The sequence below is a fragment of the Phenylobacterium sp. genome (assembly GCF_016793285.1).
Lineage (GTDB): Bacteria > Pseudomonadota > Alphaproteobacteria > Caulobacterales > Caulobacteraceae > Phenylobacterium.
The window spans coordinates 1-15,333 of record NZ_JAEUMO010000090.1; the positions used below are offsets into that span (position 1 = coordinate 1).

Sequence of the window (15,333 nt, forward strand, 5' to 3'; positions counted from 1 at the left end):
TTTGCACTTCCGTAAGGGCTTTCGAGCCATTTTCCGCACTGCGGCACAGAAGCGCCGTTGGGGGACTACGGTAATGGTGCGGAAGAACAGCACTCTGCTGATGAGCGTCGCCGCGGCGGCGCTGGCCACTGCGGCGCTGAACGCGACGCCGGCCGCGGCGCAGGCGACCAGCAACACGGCGGGGCCGGTGAAGCCGTATTACGGCAACCTGCGGCCGTTCTACGGGAACCTGCGGCCCTTCTATGGGAACCTGCGCCCGTTCTACGGCAACCTCCGGCCCTTCTGGGGCAACCTGCGGCCGTTCTGGGGCGACACGGGCGCCTTCTACGGCGACCTGAAGACCTTCTGGGCCACCTCGAACCCGGTCGTGGGCGCCGACGCGCCGGAGTACGCCAGGGTCGGCGACTTCTGGACCAAGGCCGGCGGCGACTGGCAGGTCGCCTTCTCGAGCGCGATCTCGACGGCGCCCGACAAGGCGCTGATCGACAGCAAGATCACGACGATCCTCAGCGACTCCGAGGCGTTCTGGGGCGCGTCGATCCAGGCGAAGACCGGCAAGTCCTTCACCGAAGGCTTCCTGAAGCCGTTCCTGGCCGCGCGCGGCATCGAGGGCAGCGACGCCAGCGCCTTCTCGAACCTGAACCAGGACGAGATGGCCTACATCTTCCTGGAATACTACGACGCCCTGATGGACTACGCCGGGACCGACCACGTCGATCACTGGATGAAGACCATCAACTGGACGCCCTCGCTCACCAAGACGCAGGGTTCCGGCGCCGACACCCGCATCGGCATCCTGGACATGAGCTTCACGACCGACGCGTCGATCGCGGGCAACATCATCATCTCGGGCGGCGTGTCGGAGTTCAGCAACGGCCACGGCGCGGCCGTCGGCTCGCTGATCGTCGGCCATCACGACGGGCGCGGCGTCATGGGCATCGCGCCCAACGCCCAGGTCGTCGCCTACAATCCGTTCGACGAGACCGGCACCGCCAACTGGGACGACATCACCCTCGGCGTGAAGACCCTGAAGGCCAACGGCGCCAGCATCGTCAACATGTCGCTGGGCGTGCCGGGCTCCACCTTCGACAAGGGCTGGAGCAACGTCTTCCTCGACCTCGGCTACACGACGCAGATCCTGAAGAACACGCTGTTCGTGGTCGCCGCCGGCAACGACGGCGTGACCCAGACGGACAACGTCTCGTGGCTTCCCCAGCCGCTGAATCCCGCGGTCATCATCGTGGGTTCGGTGGACGTCGAGGGCGCGATCTCGAACTTCTCGAACCGGCCGGGCGAGGCGTGCTTCACGCGGCTGGGCCTGTGCCTCGGCGACAAGCTGAAGAACCACTTCATCGTGGCGCCGGGCGAGCTGATCCTGGTCAGCGACGGCGCCGGCGGGACGACCCGCATGAGCGGCACGTCGTTCGCCGCGCCGCTGGTCTCGGGCGCCATCGCGCTGCTGCACGACCGCTGGCCGTGGCTCGCCAACTTCCCGGGCGAGACCGCGAAGATCATCCTCGACTCGGCCAAGGACCTCGGCGCCCCCGGCATCGACCCGGTCTACGGCGTGGGCATGCTGGACGTGACCGCCAGCCAGTCGCCGCTCAGCTTCTCGAGCCTGAAGTGGTTCTCGGTGCAGAACGGCAAGGCCGTGGCCCAGACCAACAACGCCGTGATCACCCGCTACAAGCAGGTGCAGAACGGGACGTGGAAGACGACCGCCGACGCCTACTTCTACGCCTTCGAGCCGCTGGGCCTGCTGACGCAGCGCGACTTCGCGATCCCGCTGACGAGCAAGCTGATCGGCCAGAACGTGACCACCTACCTGGGCGGCCAGGAGCAGTTCCAGGCCTACCTGCTCAGCCGCATGGACACCTGGGTGAAGAACGGCGGCAAGGGCGCCTTCGCCAACGGCTTCTCCAGCCAGAGCTACGCGATCGCCAACCCGTGGGGCATGGACCTGACCATGTCGGTCGCCCCGCGCCAGTCGCGCTACGGCTACCGCGACGAGGGCCCGGCCTATCAGTCGCGCTTCCAGATCGCCGGCGAGAAGACCCAGATGGTCTTCGGCTTCGGCGACGGCGCCCCGCAGCTCGCCCGGAGCACGGGCTTCGCCTCGGCCGGGTCCTACGACATCGACCGCGGCGGCGCCGACCCGCTGCTGGGCCTGGCCTCGGGCGGCGTGTACGCGGGCATGGACTACCAGATCGCGCCGCAGCTCTCGTTCTCGGCCGGCATGCTGAGCCGCGAGCAGGAGCGCCAGCGCAACCTCGAGCCCGCCCTGGGCGTCGTGGGCAACGGGGCGGCGACCTACGCGGCCGACGCCCAGCGCTTCGCCCTGGCCTACAAGCCGACCGCGGACCTGACGCTGACCGGCTCGTGGACGCGCCTCAACGAAGACCGGGGCCTGCTCGGCATCCAGTCGTTCGACCCGCAGGACTTCCGCAAGGGCTCCACTACCGACGGCTACTCGCTCTCGGTGAACTGGGCGGCAAGCGACAGGCTGAGCTTCATGGCCACCGGCTCGATGGGCCGCACCCGCGCCTCGGACGGCCAGTCGCTGGCGGTCAGCAAGGGCGGCCTGACCACCTCGTCGTTCGAGGTGGGCTTCGCGGCCGGCGACCTGCTCGCCAAGGGCGATCGCTTCACGCTGTCGGTGTCGCAGCCGATGTTCGTGGAGAAGGGAAAGCTCGACGTCCAGACGGTCCAGGTCGTGGACCGCCAGACCGGCGAGATCGGCATCGTGACGCAGAGCTTCGACATCTCGGGCAAGCGCCGCATCGCCGGCGAGGCCATGTACCTGAAGCCGATCAACGGCGGCTACGGCGACGTGGCGCTGTTCGGCCGGGTCGAGACCGGCTCGCAGAACCCGGGCACGGGGGCCGAAGAGGACAGCTACGTCACCGGCGCCCGCTACCGGATCGCCTTCTAGCAGCACCCCACAGAGACCTGCGGAGCGGCGTCGCCCACCCACAGGGCGGCGCCGTTTCGCGTTTCAGCGTCGCCCTGCCTTTCCCGTCGCAGGCGGGAAAGGCACGCTATCCGCCCCTTAGCGTCACTTTAAGGGATGGCCGGTAACCTTGCCGCCGACATGGGCGGAAAGATGCGCTTCAGAGACCTCGCCATGGCCACCGCGGCGGCGGCCCTCCTCGCAGCGGCGACGGGCGCCCACGCCTTCGCGCCGGACGCCGCGAGCATCGAGGCGCCGACCCCGTTCGACGCCAAGGTCCAGGCCGCCAAGTCGGCGATGATGGCCGATCCGCAGGCGGCGCTCCGCCAGTCGCAGGCCGCGCTGGAGGCCGCCCGGCGCGAGAGCGGGGTCCGCAGGATCGAGCACATCGCCACGGCCCAGTGGCTGCAGGGCGAGGCCCTGCTGCGCCTGAACCGCCTGGAGGAAGCCAAGCCCGTGATCCGCGACGGCCTCGCCGCCGTCGCCAAGGCCTCGCCCGACACCAAGCTGCACGGCGACCTCCTGATGGCGCAGGCCGGCGTGCTGGCCACGGAGGGTCAGGTCCAGGCCGCGCTCACCGACTTCCACGCGGCCTACCGCATCTTCGGCAAGGCCCGGGAGGCGCGCAGCCAGGCCATCGCGCTGATGAACATCGGCACGATCTACCAGGACGCCCGCGACTACGCGAAGGTGCTCCAGTACTACGCCCAGGCCGCGGACCTCTATGCCGGCGACCCGTCGCTGACGGTCAGCGCCCGGAACAACATCGGCAACGCGCTGCGCGAGCAGAAGAAGTACGCCGAGGCCGAGGCCGAGTTCGAGCGCGCCCGCGCGGTGGCGCGCGAACTGAAGAGCCCGCTGATCGAGAGCAACGTGGTGGCCAACCTCGCCGCCACCGAGGTCGAGCACGGCAGGCTCGACGCCGCCCAGCGCCACATCGCCGAGGCCGAACGGCTCGCCAACGGCGACCCGGCCGCGCGCGAGAGCCTGCCCGGCGTCTGGGGCGTCGCGGCCAAGCTCCAGCTCGCCCGCGGCAACGCCCGCGGCGCCGCCGACCTGATCGAGCGCACCTTCGCCGGCGTCGATCTCGAAGCCACCTCGCTCATCGAGCGGGACTTCCACGAGACCGCCTACAAGGCCTACCTCGCGCTCGGCCAGGAGCATCTGGCGCTGGCGCACCTGAAGGCCTTCAAGCGCCTCGACGACCAGGCCCGCGACCTGGCCGCCTCGACCAACGCCGCCCTGATGTCGGCGCAGTTCGACTACGCCAACCAGGCCTCGCGCATCGCGAGCCTCAAGGCGACGCAGTTGCAGAAGGACGTCGAGCTCGCCCGCACCCGCGGCGTCATCACCAACGTCCTGCTGGCCGGCTCGGTGCTGGTGGGCGTCCTGCTGCTGGGCGCGTTCCTGTCGATCCGGCGCAGCCGCAACCAGGTGCGCGACGCCAACGGCAAGCTCTCGAGCGCCAACACCGCGCTGGAGAAGGCGGTGCAGGCGCGGACCGAGTTCCTGGCCACCACCAGCCACGAGATCCGCACGCCGCTGAACGGCATCCTGGGCATGACCCAGGTGATCCTCGCCGACCCGCGCCTCGACGCCGACCTGAAGGACAAGGTCGCCCTGGTCCACGGCTCGGGCGAGACCATGCGCGCGCTGGTCGACGACATCCTGGACCTCTCGAAGATCGAGACGGGCAAGATGATCATCTCGCCGGCCGAGATGGACCTGAAGAAGCTGTGCGACGACACCGCGCGCCTCTGGGCCGAGAAGGCCGACGCCAAGGGCATCGCGCTCACCCTCGACATCCACCGCGCGCCGACCAGGATCCTCGCCGACGCCGGACGCCTGCGGCAGATCCTGTTCAACCTGATGTCCAACGCCATCAAGTTCACGCATCAGGGCGCCGTCACGCTCGCCGTGCGGGCCGAGGGCGACCAGCTCGTGCTGGCGGTCAGCGACAGCGGCATCGGCATCCCGAAGGAGCGGCAGGAGGACGTCTTCGAGGCCTTCCGCCAGGTCGACGGCTCGATCACCCGCAACTACGAGGGCACGGGTCTCGGCCTCGCGATCTGCCGCAACCTGGCCCGCGCCATGGGCGGCGACATCGCGGTGGAGAGCACGCTGGGCAAGGGCTCCACCTTCACCGTGCGGATCGCGCTCAACCGCCCCGCCGAGCCCAGGGCCCGGGCCGCCGCGCCCGACGCGCCGGCCGCCGAGACGTTCGCCGACGCCAGCGTGCTGCTGGTCGACGCCAATCCGCTGACCCAGGCCGTGCTGCGCGCCGTCCTGACGCCGCAGGTGCGCGCCGTCGAGGCCGTGGCCGCCCCGGCCGACGCCGCCCAGGGCCGGTTCGACCTGATCCTCTGCGACGCCGCGGCGCTGGGCGCGGCCCCGGACGCGCGCGCCGGCGCGCTCAGGACGCTCTGCGGCAAGACCGGACCCGCCGCCGTCGTGGTCCTGACCCCCGGCGACGACGCCGAGGCCGCCCTGCTCGCCGCCGCCGGCGCGGCCCAGGTGATCCGCAAGCCCATCGCGGCCCCCGCGCTGTCCGCCGCGCTCAAGGCGGGCTTCGCCGAACGGCAATCGCCGAGCGCGGATTCCCCTGCGCGATCAATGTTAGCTTAAGCTGTCGGCGATAGGTTCGGGCGTAGCGTCGGCGGGGGGCCGGCGTCCGGAGCCACCCAATGCGGGTCTTGTTCGTCGAGGATAACGAGATCAACCGCCGCGTCGTGAAGGAGATGCTGCGCGCGGGCGAGATCGAGATGGCGGAGGCGCCCGACGGCGCCGCGGGCCTCCAGATGATCGCGGACTACGACTTCGACCTGATCCTGATGGACCTGCGGATGCCCGGGATGGACGGCATCACCGCGATCCGCGAGATGCGGCGGCGCGGCGACGCCAAGGCGACCCTGCCGGTGATCGTGGTCACGGCCGACGCCGGTTCCACCATCGAGGCCGACTGCATGGCCGCGGGCGCCGACGGGGTGCTGCTGAAACCCGTCTCGATGACCGCGCTCTTCGACGCCATCGGCCAGATCCTCGCCAACCGCAGCGGCGGCGACATCCTGGTGGCCTGACGGCCCTGCGCGCGCCGCGCCGCCGGCGCCGATCCGAGCACGGCGCACTCCCCGGCGCAAAACCGGCTTCCCCTTTTGCCGACCGCGCCCTACGCCTTGGGCCATGCGCACCAATCGCCTCAAAGAGATCTGGGCGGACGGCAGGGCCGCCCTCAACTGCTGGCTCGGCCTGCCCGGCCCGCTGCACGCCGAAGCCGTGGGCGCGCAGGGCTGGGACGCGGTCACCATCGACCAGCAGCACGGCCTGATCGGCTATTCCGACGTCCTGGCGATGGTGCAGGCGCTGCGCGCCAGCGACGCCGTCCCGATGGTCCGCGTGCCCTGGAACGCGCCCGGCGACATCATGAAGGCGCTGGACGCCGGCGCGCTCGGGATCATCTGCCCGATGATCTCGACGGCCGCCGAATGCGAGAGCTTCGTGCGCGCCTGCCGCTATCCGCCCGACGGCTTCCGCAGCTACGGCCCGACCCGCCCGGCGATGATCTATGGCGGCGACTACGCGGAGAACGCCAACGCCGAGATCGTCACCTTCGCGATGATCGAGACCGCCGAGGGCCTGGCGAACGCCGCGGCGATCTGCGCGGTCCCCGGCCTCGACGGCATCTACATCGGCCCCTCGGACCTCTCGCTCTCGCTGGGCGGCGAGCCGCGCCAGGACAGCGACGACCCGAAGGTCCTGGCCGCGTTCGACCGCATCCTCGCCGCCACGAAGGCCGCAGGCATCCGGACCGGCGTCCACACCAACAGCGCCGCCTATTCGAAGCAGATGATCGCCCGCGGCTTCGACCTGGTCACCGTCGGCTCCGACATGCGCTACCTGATGGGCGGCCGCCGCGAGGTGATCGAGATGCGCAAGGGCTGAAGCCGCGCCCTTGTCCGGACAGTATTATCCTGGCCATCGGGGCCGAACCCGGTATCCGTCACGCAGCCACGAAGCGAAGACGCCATGAAGCTGAAGAAGAGCGAGACGCTCGAGATCCGCCTGCCCTACCCGACCAAGCTCGCCTTCATGGCGCGCTGCCAGGACGAGGGCGTGTCCGCCAGCGAGGCGCTCCGCGGCTTCATCGAGCGCGAGATCGCCCCGCCTGCGCCGCGCATCGGCCGGCGCGGCTGGCGCCTGGTCGCCGGCGGGATCATCGCCGCCACGGTCGGGGCCGCCGCCGTCGGCGCGGTCGCCGCGCCGGCCCTGGCGCATCCGGCCGCCGCGGGCGAGTTCGCCCGCCTGGACACCGACCACGACGGCCGCCTCGGCGCGGCGGAACTCCGCGCCCTCGACACCGACGGCGACGGCGCGATCAGCTTCGCCGAATACCGCGGCCGCTGAATCCGCTCGTGCGGGGACCCGGACTTCCCTCAAGGGAGCGGTGGCCGCCGCGGCGCGGGGAGGAAGCAAGCCCGGGTCCCCGCATGCGCGGGGATGAGCGGGGTTGTCGGGTTGGACCTAGCCGACGGGCTTCAGCAGGCGGCCGGGGTCGAAGCGCATCACCCAGGTCCAGGGCTTGAAGATCTCGGCGCCGCCCTTCCATGAGGCGAGGACGAAGCGGGGCCGGCCGATCAGGTTCTCGGCCGGCACGAAGCCGACGCCGTGCATGGCCGGCGGCACGCGGCTGTCGGACGAGTTGTCGCGGTTGTCGCCCATCATGAAGTAGTGGCCCTCGGGCACGACGAAGACCTCGGTGTTGTCCAGCGGCTCGCTGGGGCCGCGGTCGAAGGTCATGTAGCGGTGTCCGCGCGCGTTGGTCTCGGCGTACTGCGCCACGGTGATGTCGGCGTCGGGATCGTAGGCGTCGCCTTGCGGGGTCCGAGGGATCGGCTTGCCGTTCACGTAGACCATGCTGTCGCTCACCTGCACCCGGTCGCCCGGCAGGCCGATGAGGCGCTTCACGTAGGTCACCTGCGGGTTGCTCGGCAGCTTGAAGACCACAACGTCGCCGCGTTCCGGCGCCTGCTCGAACACCCGGCCCTTGAACAGCGGCAGGTTGAACGGGATCGAGGCGCGGCTCCAGCCGTAGTCCCACTTGGTGGCGATCACGTAGTCGCCCACCAGCAGGCCGGGCTCCATCGAGGCCGACGGGATGGTGAAGGGCTCGAACAGCACCACGCGCAGGACGAGGGCCAGGAGCAGGCCCAGGCCGATGGTCTTGGCGCTGTCGACGACCTCCTCGCGGAAGGACTTGGGCGGCGGCTTGTCGGTCGTGTCGGTCATGGCCGCCACCCATGCCGCCGGTCGGGCCCGCACGGCAATCGAAGTCTTGTCCGGACACGCCGCCTGCGCCGTCGGGACGCAACCTGCGGAGCGCCATGGCCAACGCTCGCGCAGGTCCCTAACCTCAGGGCGAAGCTCACGGGGATCAGGTGGAAGAGCGCGAACTCGACGACATCGTGGCGCTGCTGCCGCCGCTGCTCCAGGCCGTGGACCGGCTGGGCTTCGTCGCGCGCTACTTCGACCCCTCGCAGTTCGGCGAGCTGATGGCGGCGGTCGGCGAGCCCGACGCCGCGCTGGCCGCCGAGCGCGCGCGGCTCGACGCCTGGCCCGCCGCGATGGCGCCGGTGGGGACGGCGCTCGCGACCGCCGCCGACGCGACGCTCGCCGCCTATGCCGAACTGCGCGCGGCGCCCGACCAGGCGGACGGGCTCACCGCCGTCTTCCGCGCCCTGCGCCACGGCCCGCGGGCGCAGGAGGCGCTGTATCCGCTGGCCCGCGGCCTGCCGCCGGTGAGCCGGTTCTTCCTCGACCCCGACCGGCGCGACGACGCCGAACTGGGCAAGCGCCTGGCCGAGGCGCCCGAGAGCGAGACCACCGGCGTGATCCACGGCGGCGGCGAGCCGGGGGGACGCGGCGCGTTCTCGATCTACGTGCCGGAGTACTACGACGCCGCCCTGGCCTGGCCGGTCGTGTTCGCCCTGCACGGCGGCTCGGGCAACGGCCGCGCCTTCCTGTGGAGCTGGGTGCGCGAGGCCCGGTCGCGCGGCGCGATCGTGGTCGCGCCCACCGCCGTCGGCCGCACCTGGGCCATCCAGGGCGGCGACGCCGACACGCCCAACCTGCACCGCATCCTCGACCTCGTCCGCACCCACTGGAGCGTGGACGAGACGCGCCTGCTGCTGGGCGGCATGAGCGACGGCGGCACCTTCAGCTACGTGAGCGGGCTCGAACCCGGCTCGCCGTTCACGCACCTCGCGCCCACGTCGGCGGCGTTCCATCCGGTGATGGCCGGCTATGCCGACCGCGAGCGGCTGCAGGGGCTGCCGATCCACATCACCCACGGGGCGCTGGACTGGATGTTCGACGTCGGCATGGCGCGCGAGGCGGCGCAGGCGCTGCGGGCGGCCGGGGCGGCGGTGACCTACCTGGAGATCCCCGACCTCGCCCACACCTACCCGCGCGAGGCGGGCGCCGCGGTCCTCGACTGGCTGGGCGTCGCCTGATGCGCGGTCCGGAGGGGCGCACGGCCCGGGGCGGCTGCGTCTGCGGCGCGGTGGAGATCGAGATCGGCGTCCCGGCCCGCTGGGCCTGGCACGACCACGCCCGGCGCAGCCGCCACGCCCAGGGCGCGGCCTACGTCACCTACGTCGGCTGCTGGCGCAGCCGCTTCGCCGTCGTCGGGGGCGAGGAGCATCTCACCCGCTACGCCGACGAGGACGAAGGGAGCGTCCGCAGCTTCTGCGCGCGCTGCGGCACGCCCATCGCCTACGAACGCGCCCGCTCGCCGCAGATGGTCAACGTGCCCCGCGCCCTCTTCGCCGAGCGCACCGGCCGCGAGCCGCGCTATCACATGAACATGCCCGAGGCCGCCGAATGGACCTGGCGCGGCGAAGCGCTGAAGCCGCTCAAGGGCTACCCCGGCGTGCTCTGGGCGCCGCCGCGCAGGAAGAAGAAGCCGCCCGAGCCGATGTTCTGAATGTCGGGAAGGCGCCTCACCGACCGGTAACCTCTTGCCGGCTAATGCTATTCCATGGCGCAAGCGGCGACGGCATCGGCTCCAGCGAAGGCCCCGGCGGGGCCCAATGCGCTGCAGTTGCTCGCGTTCGTGTTCGCGAGCGCCGACATGGTCATGGAGATCGGCGCCGGCGGACGCGTGGCCTTCGCGACGGGCGCGGCGGGCCGCCTGCTGGGCCGCGGCGCCGAGACGCTGCTGGGCCGGCCCTGGCGCGAGTTCGTCGACGCCGCCGACGCCGAACTGGTCGACGCCGCGATCGGCGGCATCCGCCCGGGCGAGCGCCGCGGTCCGTTCAGGATCGCGCTGACCGGGGCGAAGGGCCGCCAGCCCGTCACGATCTCGCTCTTCCAGATGCCGCAGCGGCCGGGCATCGCCGCCGCCTTCAGCCTCTGGCAGCCGCCGGTCTCCGAGGTGAAGACCGACGCCTCGGGCCTGGCCGCGCGCGAGGACTTCGAGGCCGCCGCCGCCGGGCTGATGAAGCAGGCCGGGAAGACCGGCGGCGCGCTCAGCGTCGACCTGCTGGAAGTGGCCGGCCTCGCCGTCGCGCTGGCGGGCATGGAGCCGGAGGTCGCCGAGGCCACCAAGCGGAAGCTGGCGGCCACCCTGCAGGCCGCCTCGCACGGCGGCGTGCCCGCGGCGGGCCTGGGGGCCGACCGCTTCGCCATGCTGCGGTCGGGCCAGGCCAACGTCGAGGCGCTGGCCGAGCGCATCCGCGAACTGGCCGGTCCGGGCGTGCAGGTGAAGACCGGCGAACTGTCGCTCGACCCCGCCTCGCCCGCCGAGACCCTGCGCGCGATCCGCTACGCCCTGGACCGCTGCCTGGAGGAAGGGCCGGACGCGGCGGCGAAGAGCTTCGAGGCGGCGCTGCGCCAGACCGTCACCGAGTCGGCCCGCTTCAAGGACCTGATCCGCGCCGAGAAGTTCGAGCTGGTCTACCAGCCCGTCGTCGACCTCAGGACGCGCGAGCTGCACCACTACGAGGCCCTGACGCGCTTCGAAGGCGGCGGCGGCCCGGCCGAGACCATCAAGCTGGCCGAGGAACTCGGCCTCGTCGTCGAACTCGACCTCACGGTCGTCAAGACGGTGGCCGCCATGCTGGCCGAGACGCCGGCCGAGGTGCGCATCGCCGCCAACGTGAGCGCCTTCTCCCTGGCGCAGCCGGGCTTCGTGGAAGCCGTGATCCGGGTCAGCGAGACGCGGCCGAGCCTGCGTCCGCGGCTGCTGCTGGAGCTCACCGAGAGCCACGCGCTCGGCGACCTCGACGCGGCGAACGCGCGCATCCAGGCGCTGCGCAGGGCCGGCCACGAGGTCTGCCTCGACGACTTCGGCGCCGGCTCGGCCTCGCTCGACTACCTGCGCCAGCTCGAGGCCGACGTGGTGAAGTTCGACGGCAAGTTCGTGCAGGGGCTGGACTCGCGGCCGCGCGACGCGGTGATGCTGAAGCGGCTGGCCGAGATGTGCGCCGAGCTGGGCGTCGAGACCGTCGCCGAGATGATCGAGACCGAGGACGCGGCGCGGAAGATCCAGGCGATGGGCATCGGCCTGGGCCAGGGCTGGCTGTTCGGCAAGCCCGCGCCGAAGCCGGTCTTCGCGCAGAAGAAGGCCCCGATCATCGCGCGCCGCCGGGGCGAGGTGGAGAGCTGGGGGTGAGCGGAGGCTGGACGGTCTGGCGCCACGCCCGGGGGCTGACGCCCGTCCAGCGCTTGAACGCCCGCGAGAAGGCCGCCGGGTCCGAGAAGCCGACGAGGTAGGCCGTCTCGTTCACCGACACCCTGCGGCCCGACAGGTAGTGCTCGGAGAGGCGGCGGCGCAGATCGTCCAGCAGGCCCTCGAACGTGACGCCCTCGGCCTTGAGACGGCGGAACAGGGTCTGGCGCGAGAGGCCCATCTGGCGCGCGACGGCGTCCATGCAGGCCTCGCCGGTGTGCAGTTTCGGCATCAGCAGGCTCTCGATACGGCCACGGGCGGACTTGGTGTCCTCCAGCGTCTTCAGGAGGTTGTCGGCCCGCTCGGAGAGGACGCCGAAGACGTAGCGCGGCATGGCGGCGACGCGCTGGCTCGACCACGCCGGATCGACGCGGAGCGCGTTGCGCGGCGCGCCGAAGGTCACCGGCACGCCGAAGATGCGGGCGTACTCGGCGCCGTAGCCGGGGTCGTCGTGGGTCACCTGGGCCTCCAGCACGAACGGCGTCCTGCCGAACTGGCGCGGGCCCCAGGCCATGCGGCCGAAGGTGGTCTCGGTGAGCTCGGGGAAGGCGTTGGGGTTCCGCCGCAGGTCGGTGACCCACAGGCCGTCGCGCTCGCGCGTGACCTCGAAGCGGTCGCCCGCGCCGACGCCCTCGACCTCCACGGCCAGGCGGCCGTAGCGGTTCATCTGCGCGAAGGCCTCCAGCATCGTCTCCGACGCGAGGGTGAGCAGCCCCACGACCGAGATCTCCGAGAAGTCGACGTGCTCGGCATAGTGCAGGGCCAGCGCCGGGTCGCCCGTCAGCGCCTTGGCCGCGCGCATCAGGACGACGTAGCGCTCGAACGGCACGCGCCTGTCGGGGTCGTCGAGATCGGCCGGGTCGAGGCCGGCGCGGCGGGCCAGCTCGGCGGGGCTGGCGCCGCGGGCGAGCGCGAACTTCATCAGGCCACGGGCGATGCCGGCCTCGATGGTGAGCTGCGGCGCCGGGCCGAGCGCCCTGCAACCGTCGGTCATGATTTTGAGCTGCGCCGTCATGCCCAGCGGCCCCTTGCTGGCTGAACCTGCCGTCCACCCGAGAGGGCGGACAACTTCTATGCGACATAGTGTTATAGTGTGGTATAACACCAATCAAGAAGATTCGCGGACGGCTCTCGCGGGGGTCGGCCTCAGCGCCAGGACGACATGGACCCCGAGTGGAACGACAGTCAGCCGATCTATCGGCAGATCCGCGACCGGGTGGTGGCGATGATCCTCGACGGGCTGCTCAGGGAGGGCGACCCGGTCCCGTCCGTGCGGCAGGTGGCGGCGGAGTCGCGGGTGAACCCGCTGACGGTGATGAAGGCCTACCAGCAGCTCGACGACGACCGGCTGGTCGAGAAACGGCGCGGCCTGGGCATGTTCGTGGCCGCCGGCGCGCGCGAGATCCTGCTGCGGGCCGAGCGCGAGCGGTTCCTGAACGACCAATGGCCCGCGATCCGGGCGACGATCCAGCGGCTGGGCCTCGATGCGGCCGACCTGCTGGCGCCCGGGAAGGAGAGCTGATCATGGCGGTCATCGAGGCACGGGGCCTGCGGAAGAGCTTCAAGACGACGATCGCCCTGGACGGCGTGGACCTGACCATCGAGCCGGGGCGGATCGTGGGACTGATCGGCCGCAACGGCGCGGGCAAGTCGACGGCGATGAACGCCATCCTGGGCCTGGCGCCCAGCGACGGGCGGCTGGCCGTGCTGGGGCTGGATCCCTGGACGCAGCGCGACCGGCTGATGCGCGAGGTCTCGTTCATCGCCGACGTGGCGGTGCTGCCGCGCTGGCTGCGGGTGAGCCAGGCGCTGGATTACGTGGCCGGCGTCCACCCGCGCTTCGACCGCGCCAAGGCCGAGGCCTTCCTCGACCGCACCGACCTCAAGCGGACCAGCCGCGTGCGCGAGCTCTCCAAGGGCATGGTCACCCAGTTGCACCTGGCGCTGGTGATGGCCATCGACGCGAAGCTGCTAGTGCTCGACGAGCCGACGCTCGGCCTCGACCTGCTCTACCGCAAGGCCTTCTACGACAGCCTGCTGAACGACTGGTTCGAGAGCGACCGGGCGATCCTGGTCTCGACCCATCAGGTCGAGGAGATCCAGCACATCCTGACCGACGTGGTGTTCCTGAACCACGGCAAGGTCGTCCTCGCCGCCAGCATGGAAGCCCTGGAGGAACGCTACCTCGAGGCGATGGTCGGCCCCGACCAGGCGGCCGCGGCGCGGGCGCTGCGCCCGTTGCACGAGCGGCAGGTGTTCGGCCGCTCGATCCTGCTCTTCGACGGCGTGCCGCGGGCGCAACTGGCGGCGTTCGGCGAGGTGCGCGCGGCGGGGCTCGCCGACCTCTTCGTCGCCCTGATGGGCCCGGTCGTGCGGGCGGAGACCGCGGCATGAACCGGGTGCGTCCCCTCTACTGGTCGATCCGCCGCGAGCTCTGGGAGCACCGCGCGCTGTGGATCGCGCCGCTGGCCGTCGAGGCCTTCGTGCTGCTGGCCTATTTCGTCACCTCCTTCACCCTCCCGCACGGCGTGGCGGTGGCGAAGACCGGCGAGCAGCTCCGGCTCCCCTATGCGGTCGCCGCAGGCGCCGTCTTCATGATCAGCTTCTTCGTGGCGGTCTTCTACGCGCTGGGCGCGCTCCACAACGACCGACGCGACCGCAGCCTCCTGTTCTGGAAGTCGCTGCCGGTCTCGGACACCACGACCGTCCTCGCGAAGGCCGCGATCCCGCTGGTGGTCCAGCCGCTGATCGTCCTGGCCATCGCGCTCGCCGCCCAGGCGATCATGCTGGCCTGGGGCACGCTCGTCGTCGCCGTCGGCGGCGAGAGCCTGTCGGTCTACTGGAGCCACCTGCGCCTGCCGCTGATCTGGGTGCTGCTGCCCTACGGCGTGGCGATGAACGCGCTCTGGGACCTGCCCTTCTACGGCTGGCTGCTGCTGGTCTCGGCCTGGGCGAAGCGGGCGACCTTCATCTGGGCCATCGGGCCGTGGCTGGCGCTGATGCTGGTCGAGTTCATGGTCCTGGCCGGCAAGGACGGCGGGCCGATCGCCCGGGTGGTGGGCGACCGCGTCTTCGGCGGCTTCGATCGCGCCTACAACGTGGCCGGCCAGAAGAACATGACCGTCACCTCGCTGAGCCAGATCGACCCCATGCGCTTCTTCGGCGACCCGAGCTTCTGGGCCGGGCTCGCCGTCGGCGCCGCCTTCCTGGCCGGCTGCGTGTGGCTGCGCCGCCGCCAGGACCCGCTCTAGCGCGGCGGGCGGTCCCGGGCGACGCGTTGGACGACTGGAGCGGCGACGCTGCGGGTCATCCGCCGACGCCGGCGCTTCTGGATGGTCCGGCACGGCCGGCCATGACGCTTCAGTTGTCGGGGATGAGCGGTGGAAGCACTCAGACCAGCGACTCGAACTCGTCGACCAGCCGCTCGAGCTGCCGGGTTCCGGCGGCCCAGAATTCCTTTCGTCGGGGATCCAGGCCGAAGGGCGCCAGCGCCTCGACGTAGGTCCTGGTTCCGCCAGCGCTGAGCAGCTTCTCGTAGACCGGCGCGAAGGCCTTCGGGTCCTCGCGCCGCTTCTCCATCAGGGCGCGGACCAGCAGGTCGCCGAACGCATAGGCGTAGACGTAGAACGGCGCGTGGACGAAGTGGCTGATGTAGGCC

General features: G+C 71.3%; 13 protein-coding genes and 1 pseudogene. 11 read left to right on the top strand and 3 right to left on the bottom strand.

Annotated features, from left to right (window positions below):
• Positions 1 to 73 precede the first annotated feature (73 nt).
• The 5 genes from JNL41_RS09375 (at position 74) to JNL41_RS09395 (ending at position 7,351) form a co-directional block, all read left to right on the top strand.
• Entirely contained in the window at positions 74 to 2,932 is a 2,859-nt protein-coding gene (locus JNL41_RS09375) for a S8 family peptidase (protein WP_293474283.1), read from the top strand.
• Positions 2,933 to 3,067: 135 nt separating this feature from the next.
• Positions 3,068 to 5,575: an ATP-binding protein gene (locus JNL41_RS09380; protein WP_293474285.1), complete on the top strand. Its 2,508-nt coding sequence runs from the start codon at positions 3,068 to 3,070 to the stop codon at positions 5,573 to 5,575.
• A gap of 59 nt (positions 5,576 to 5,634) precedes the next feature.
• The gene (locus JNL41_RS09385; protein ID WP_293474287.1) at positions 5,635 to 6,027 is read left to right on the top strand and encodes a response regulator; all 393 of its coding nucleotides are present in this window, start codon (positions 5,635 to 5,637) and stop codon (positions 6,025 to 6,027) included.
• Between the two features lie 103 nt (positions 6,028 to 6,130).
• Positions 6,131 to 6,889, top strand: a complete 759-nt coding sequence (locus JNL41_RS09390; protein WP_293474289.1) for an aldolase/citrate lyase family protein — start codon at positions 6,131 to 6,133, stop codon at positions 6,887 to 6,889.
• An 84-nt stretch (positions 6,890 to 6,973) separates the two neighbouring features.
• Complete coding sequence (locus tag JNL41_RS09395; RefSeq protein WP_293474291.1) at positions 6,974 to 7,351, top strand: EF-hand domain-containing protein; 378 nt, start codon at positions 6,974 to 6,976, stop codon at positions 7,349 to 7,351.
• A 117-nt stretch (positions 7,352 to 7,468) separates the two neighbouring features.
• On the opposite strand, the gene lepB is transcribed toward JNL41_RS09395, so the two are convergent.
• On the bottom strand, positions 7,469 to 8,233 hold the full coding sequence (gene lepB, locus JNL41_RS09400; protein WP_293474293.1) for a signal peptidase I: 765 nt from the start codon (positions 8,231 to 8,233) through the stop codon (positions 7,469 to 7,471).
• A 149-nt stretch (positions 8,234 to 8,382) separates the two neighbouring features.
• Here lepB and JNL41_RS09405 point away from each other — a divergent pair, with 149 nt between their 5' ends.
• Genes JNL41_RS09405 through JNL41_RS09415 form a run of 3 tightly spaced genes read left to right on the top strand, consistent with a single transcriptional unit; the run spans position 8,383 to position 11,618 of the window.
• Positions 8,383 to 9,456, top strand: a complete 1,074-nt coding sequence (locus JNL41_RS09405) for a hypothetical protein (protein WP_293474295.1) — start codon at positions 8,383 to 8,385, stop codon at positions 9,454 to 9,456.
• Positions 9,456 to 9,929 (top strand): GFA family protein, encoded by a 474-nt coding sequence (locus JNL41_RS09410; protein ID WP_293474297.1) that lies wholly within the window; start codon positions 9,456 to 9,458, stop codon positions 9,927 to 9,929. The genes JNL41_RS09405 and JNL41_RS09410 overlap by 1 nt, the downstream gene beginning before the upstream one ends.
• Positions 9,930 to 9,983: 54 nt before the next feature.
• Positions 9,984 to 11,618: an EAL domain-containing protein gene (locus JNL41_RS09415; RefSeq protein WP_293474299.1), complete on the top strand. Its 1,635-nt coding sequence runs from the start codon at positions 9,984 to 9,986 to the stop codon at positions 11,616 to 11,618.
• Here JNL41_RS09415 and JNL41_RS09420 read toward each other — a convergent pair.
• Complete coding sequence (locus JNL41_RS09420) at positions 11,578 to 12,690, bottom strand: AraC family transcriptional regulator (RefSeq protein WP_293474301.1); 1,113 nt, start codon at positions 12,688 to 12,690, stop codon at positions 11,578 to 11,580. The genes JNL41_RS09415 and JNL41_RS09420 overlap by 41 nt on opposite strands.
• Positions 12,691 to 12,837: 147 nt before the next feature.
• On the opposite strand from JNL41_RS09420, the gene JNL41_RS09425 reads away from it, so the two are divergent.
• The 3 genes from JNL41_RS09425 to JNL41_RS09435 are packed head-to-tail and all read left to right on the top strand — an operon-like array spanning position 12,838 to position 14,926.
• Complete coding sequence (locus tag JNL41_RS09425; protein WP_293474303.1) at positions 12,838 to 13,197, top strand: GntR family transcriptional regulator; 360 nt, start codon at positions 12,838 to 12,840, stop codon at positions 13,195 to 13,197.
• A 2-nt stretch (positions 13,198 to 13,199) separates the two neighbouring features.
• A complete protein-coding gene (locus tag JNL41_RS09430; RefSeq protein WP_293474305.1) occupies positions 13,200 to 14,069 on the top strand; it encodes an ABC transporter ATP-binding protein in 870 nt (289 codons plus the stop codon).
• Positions 14,066 to 14,926: a hypothetical protein gene (locus tag JNL41_RS09435; RefSeq protein WP_293474307.1), complete on the top strand. Its 861-nt coding sequence runs from the start codon at positions 14,066 to 14,068 to the stop codon at positions 14,924 to 14,926. The genes JNL41_RS09430 and JNL41_RS09435 overlap by 4 nt, the downstream gene beginning before the upstream one ends.
• 139 nt (positions 14,927 to 15,065) lie before the next feature.
• Here JNL41_RS09435 and JNL41_RS09440 read toward each other — a convergent pair.
• A pseudogene (locus JNL41_RS09440) lies at positions 15,066 to 15,333 on the bottom strand (M3 family metallopeptidase); the annotation flags it as partial.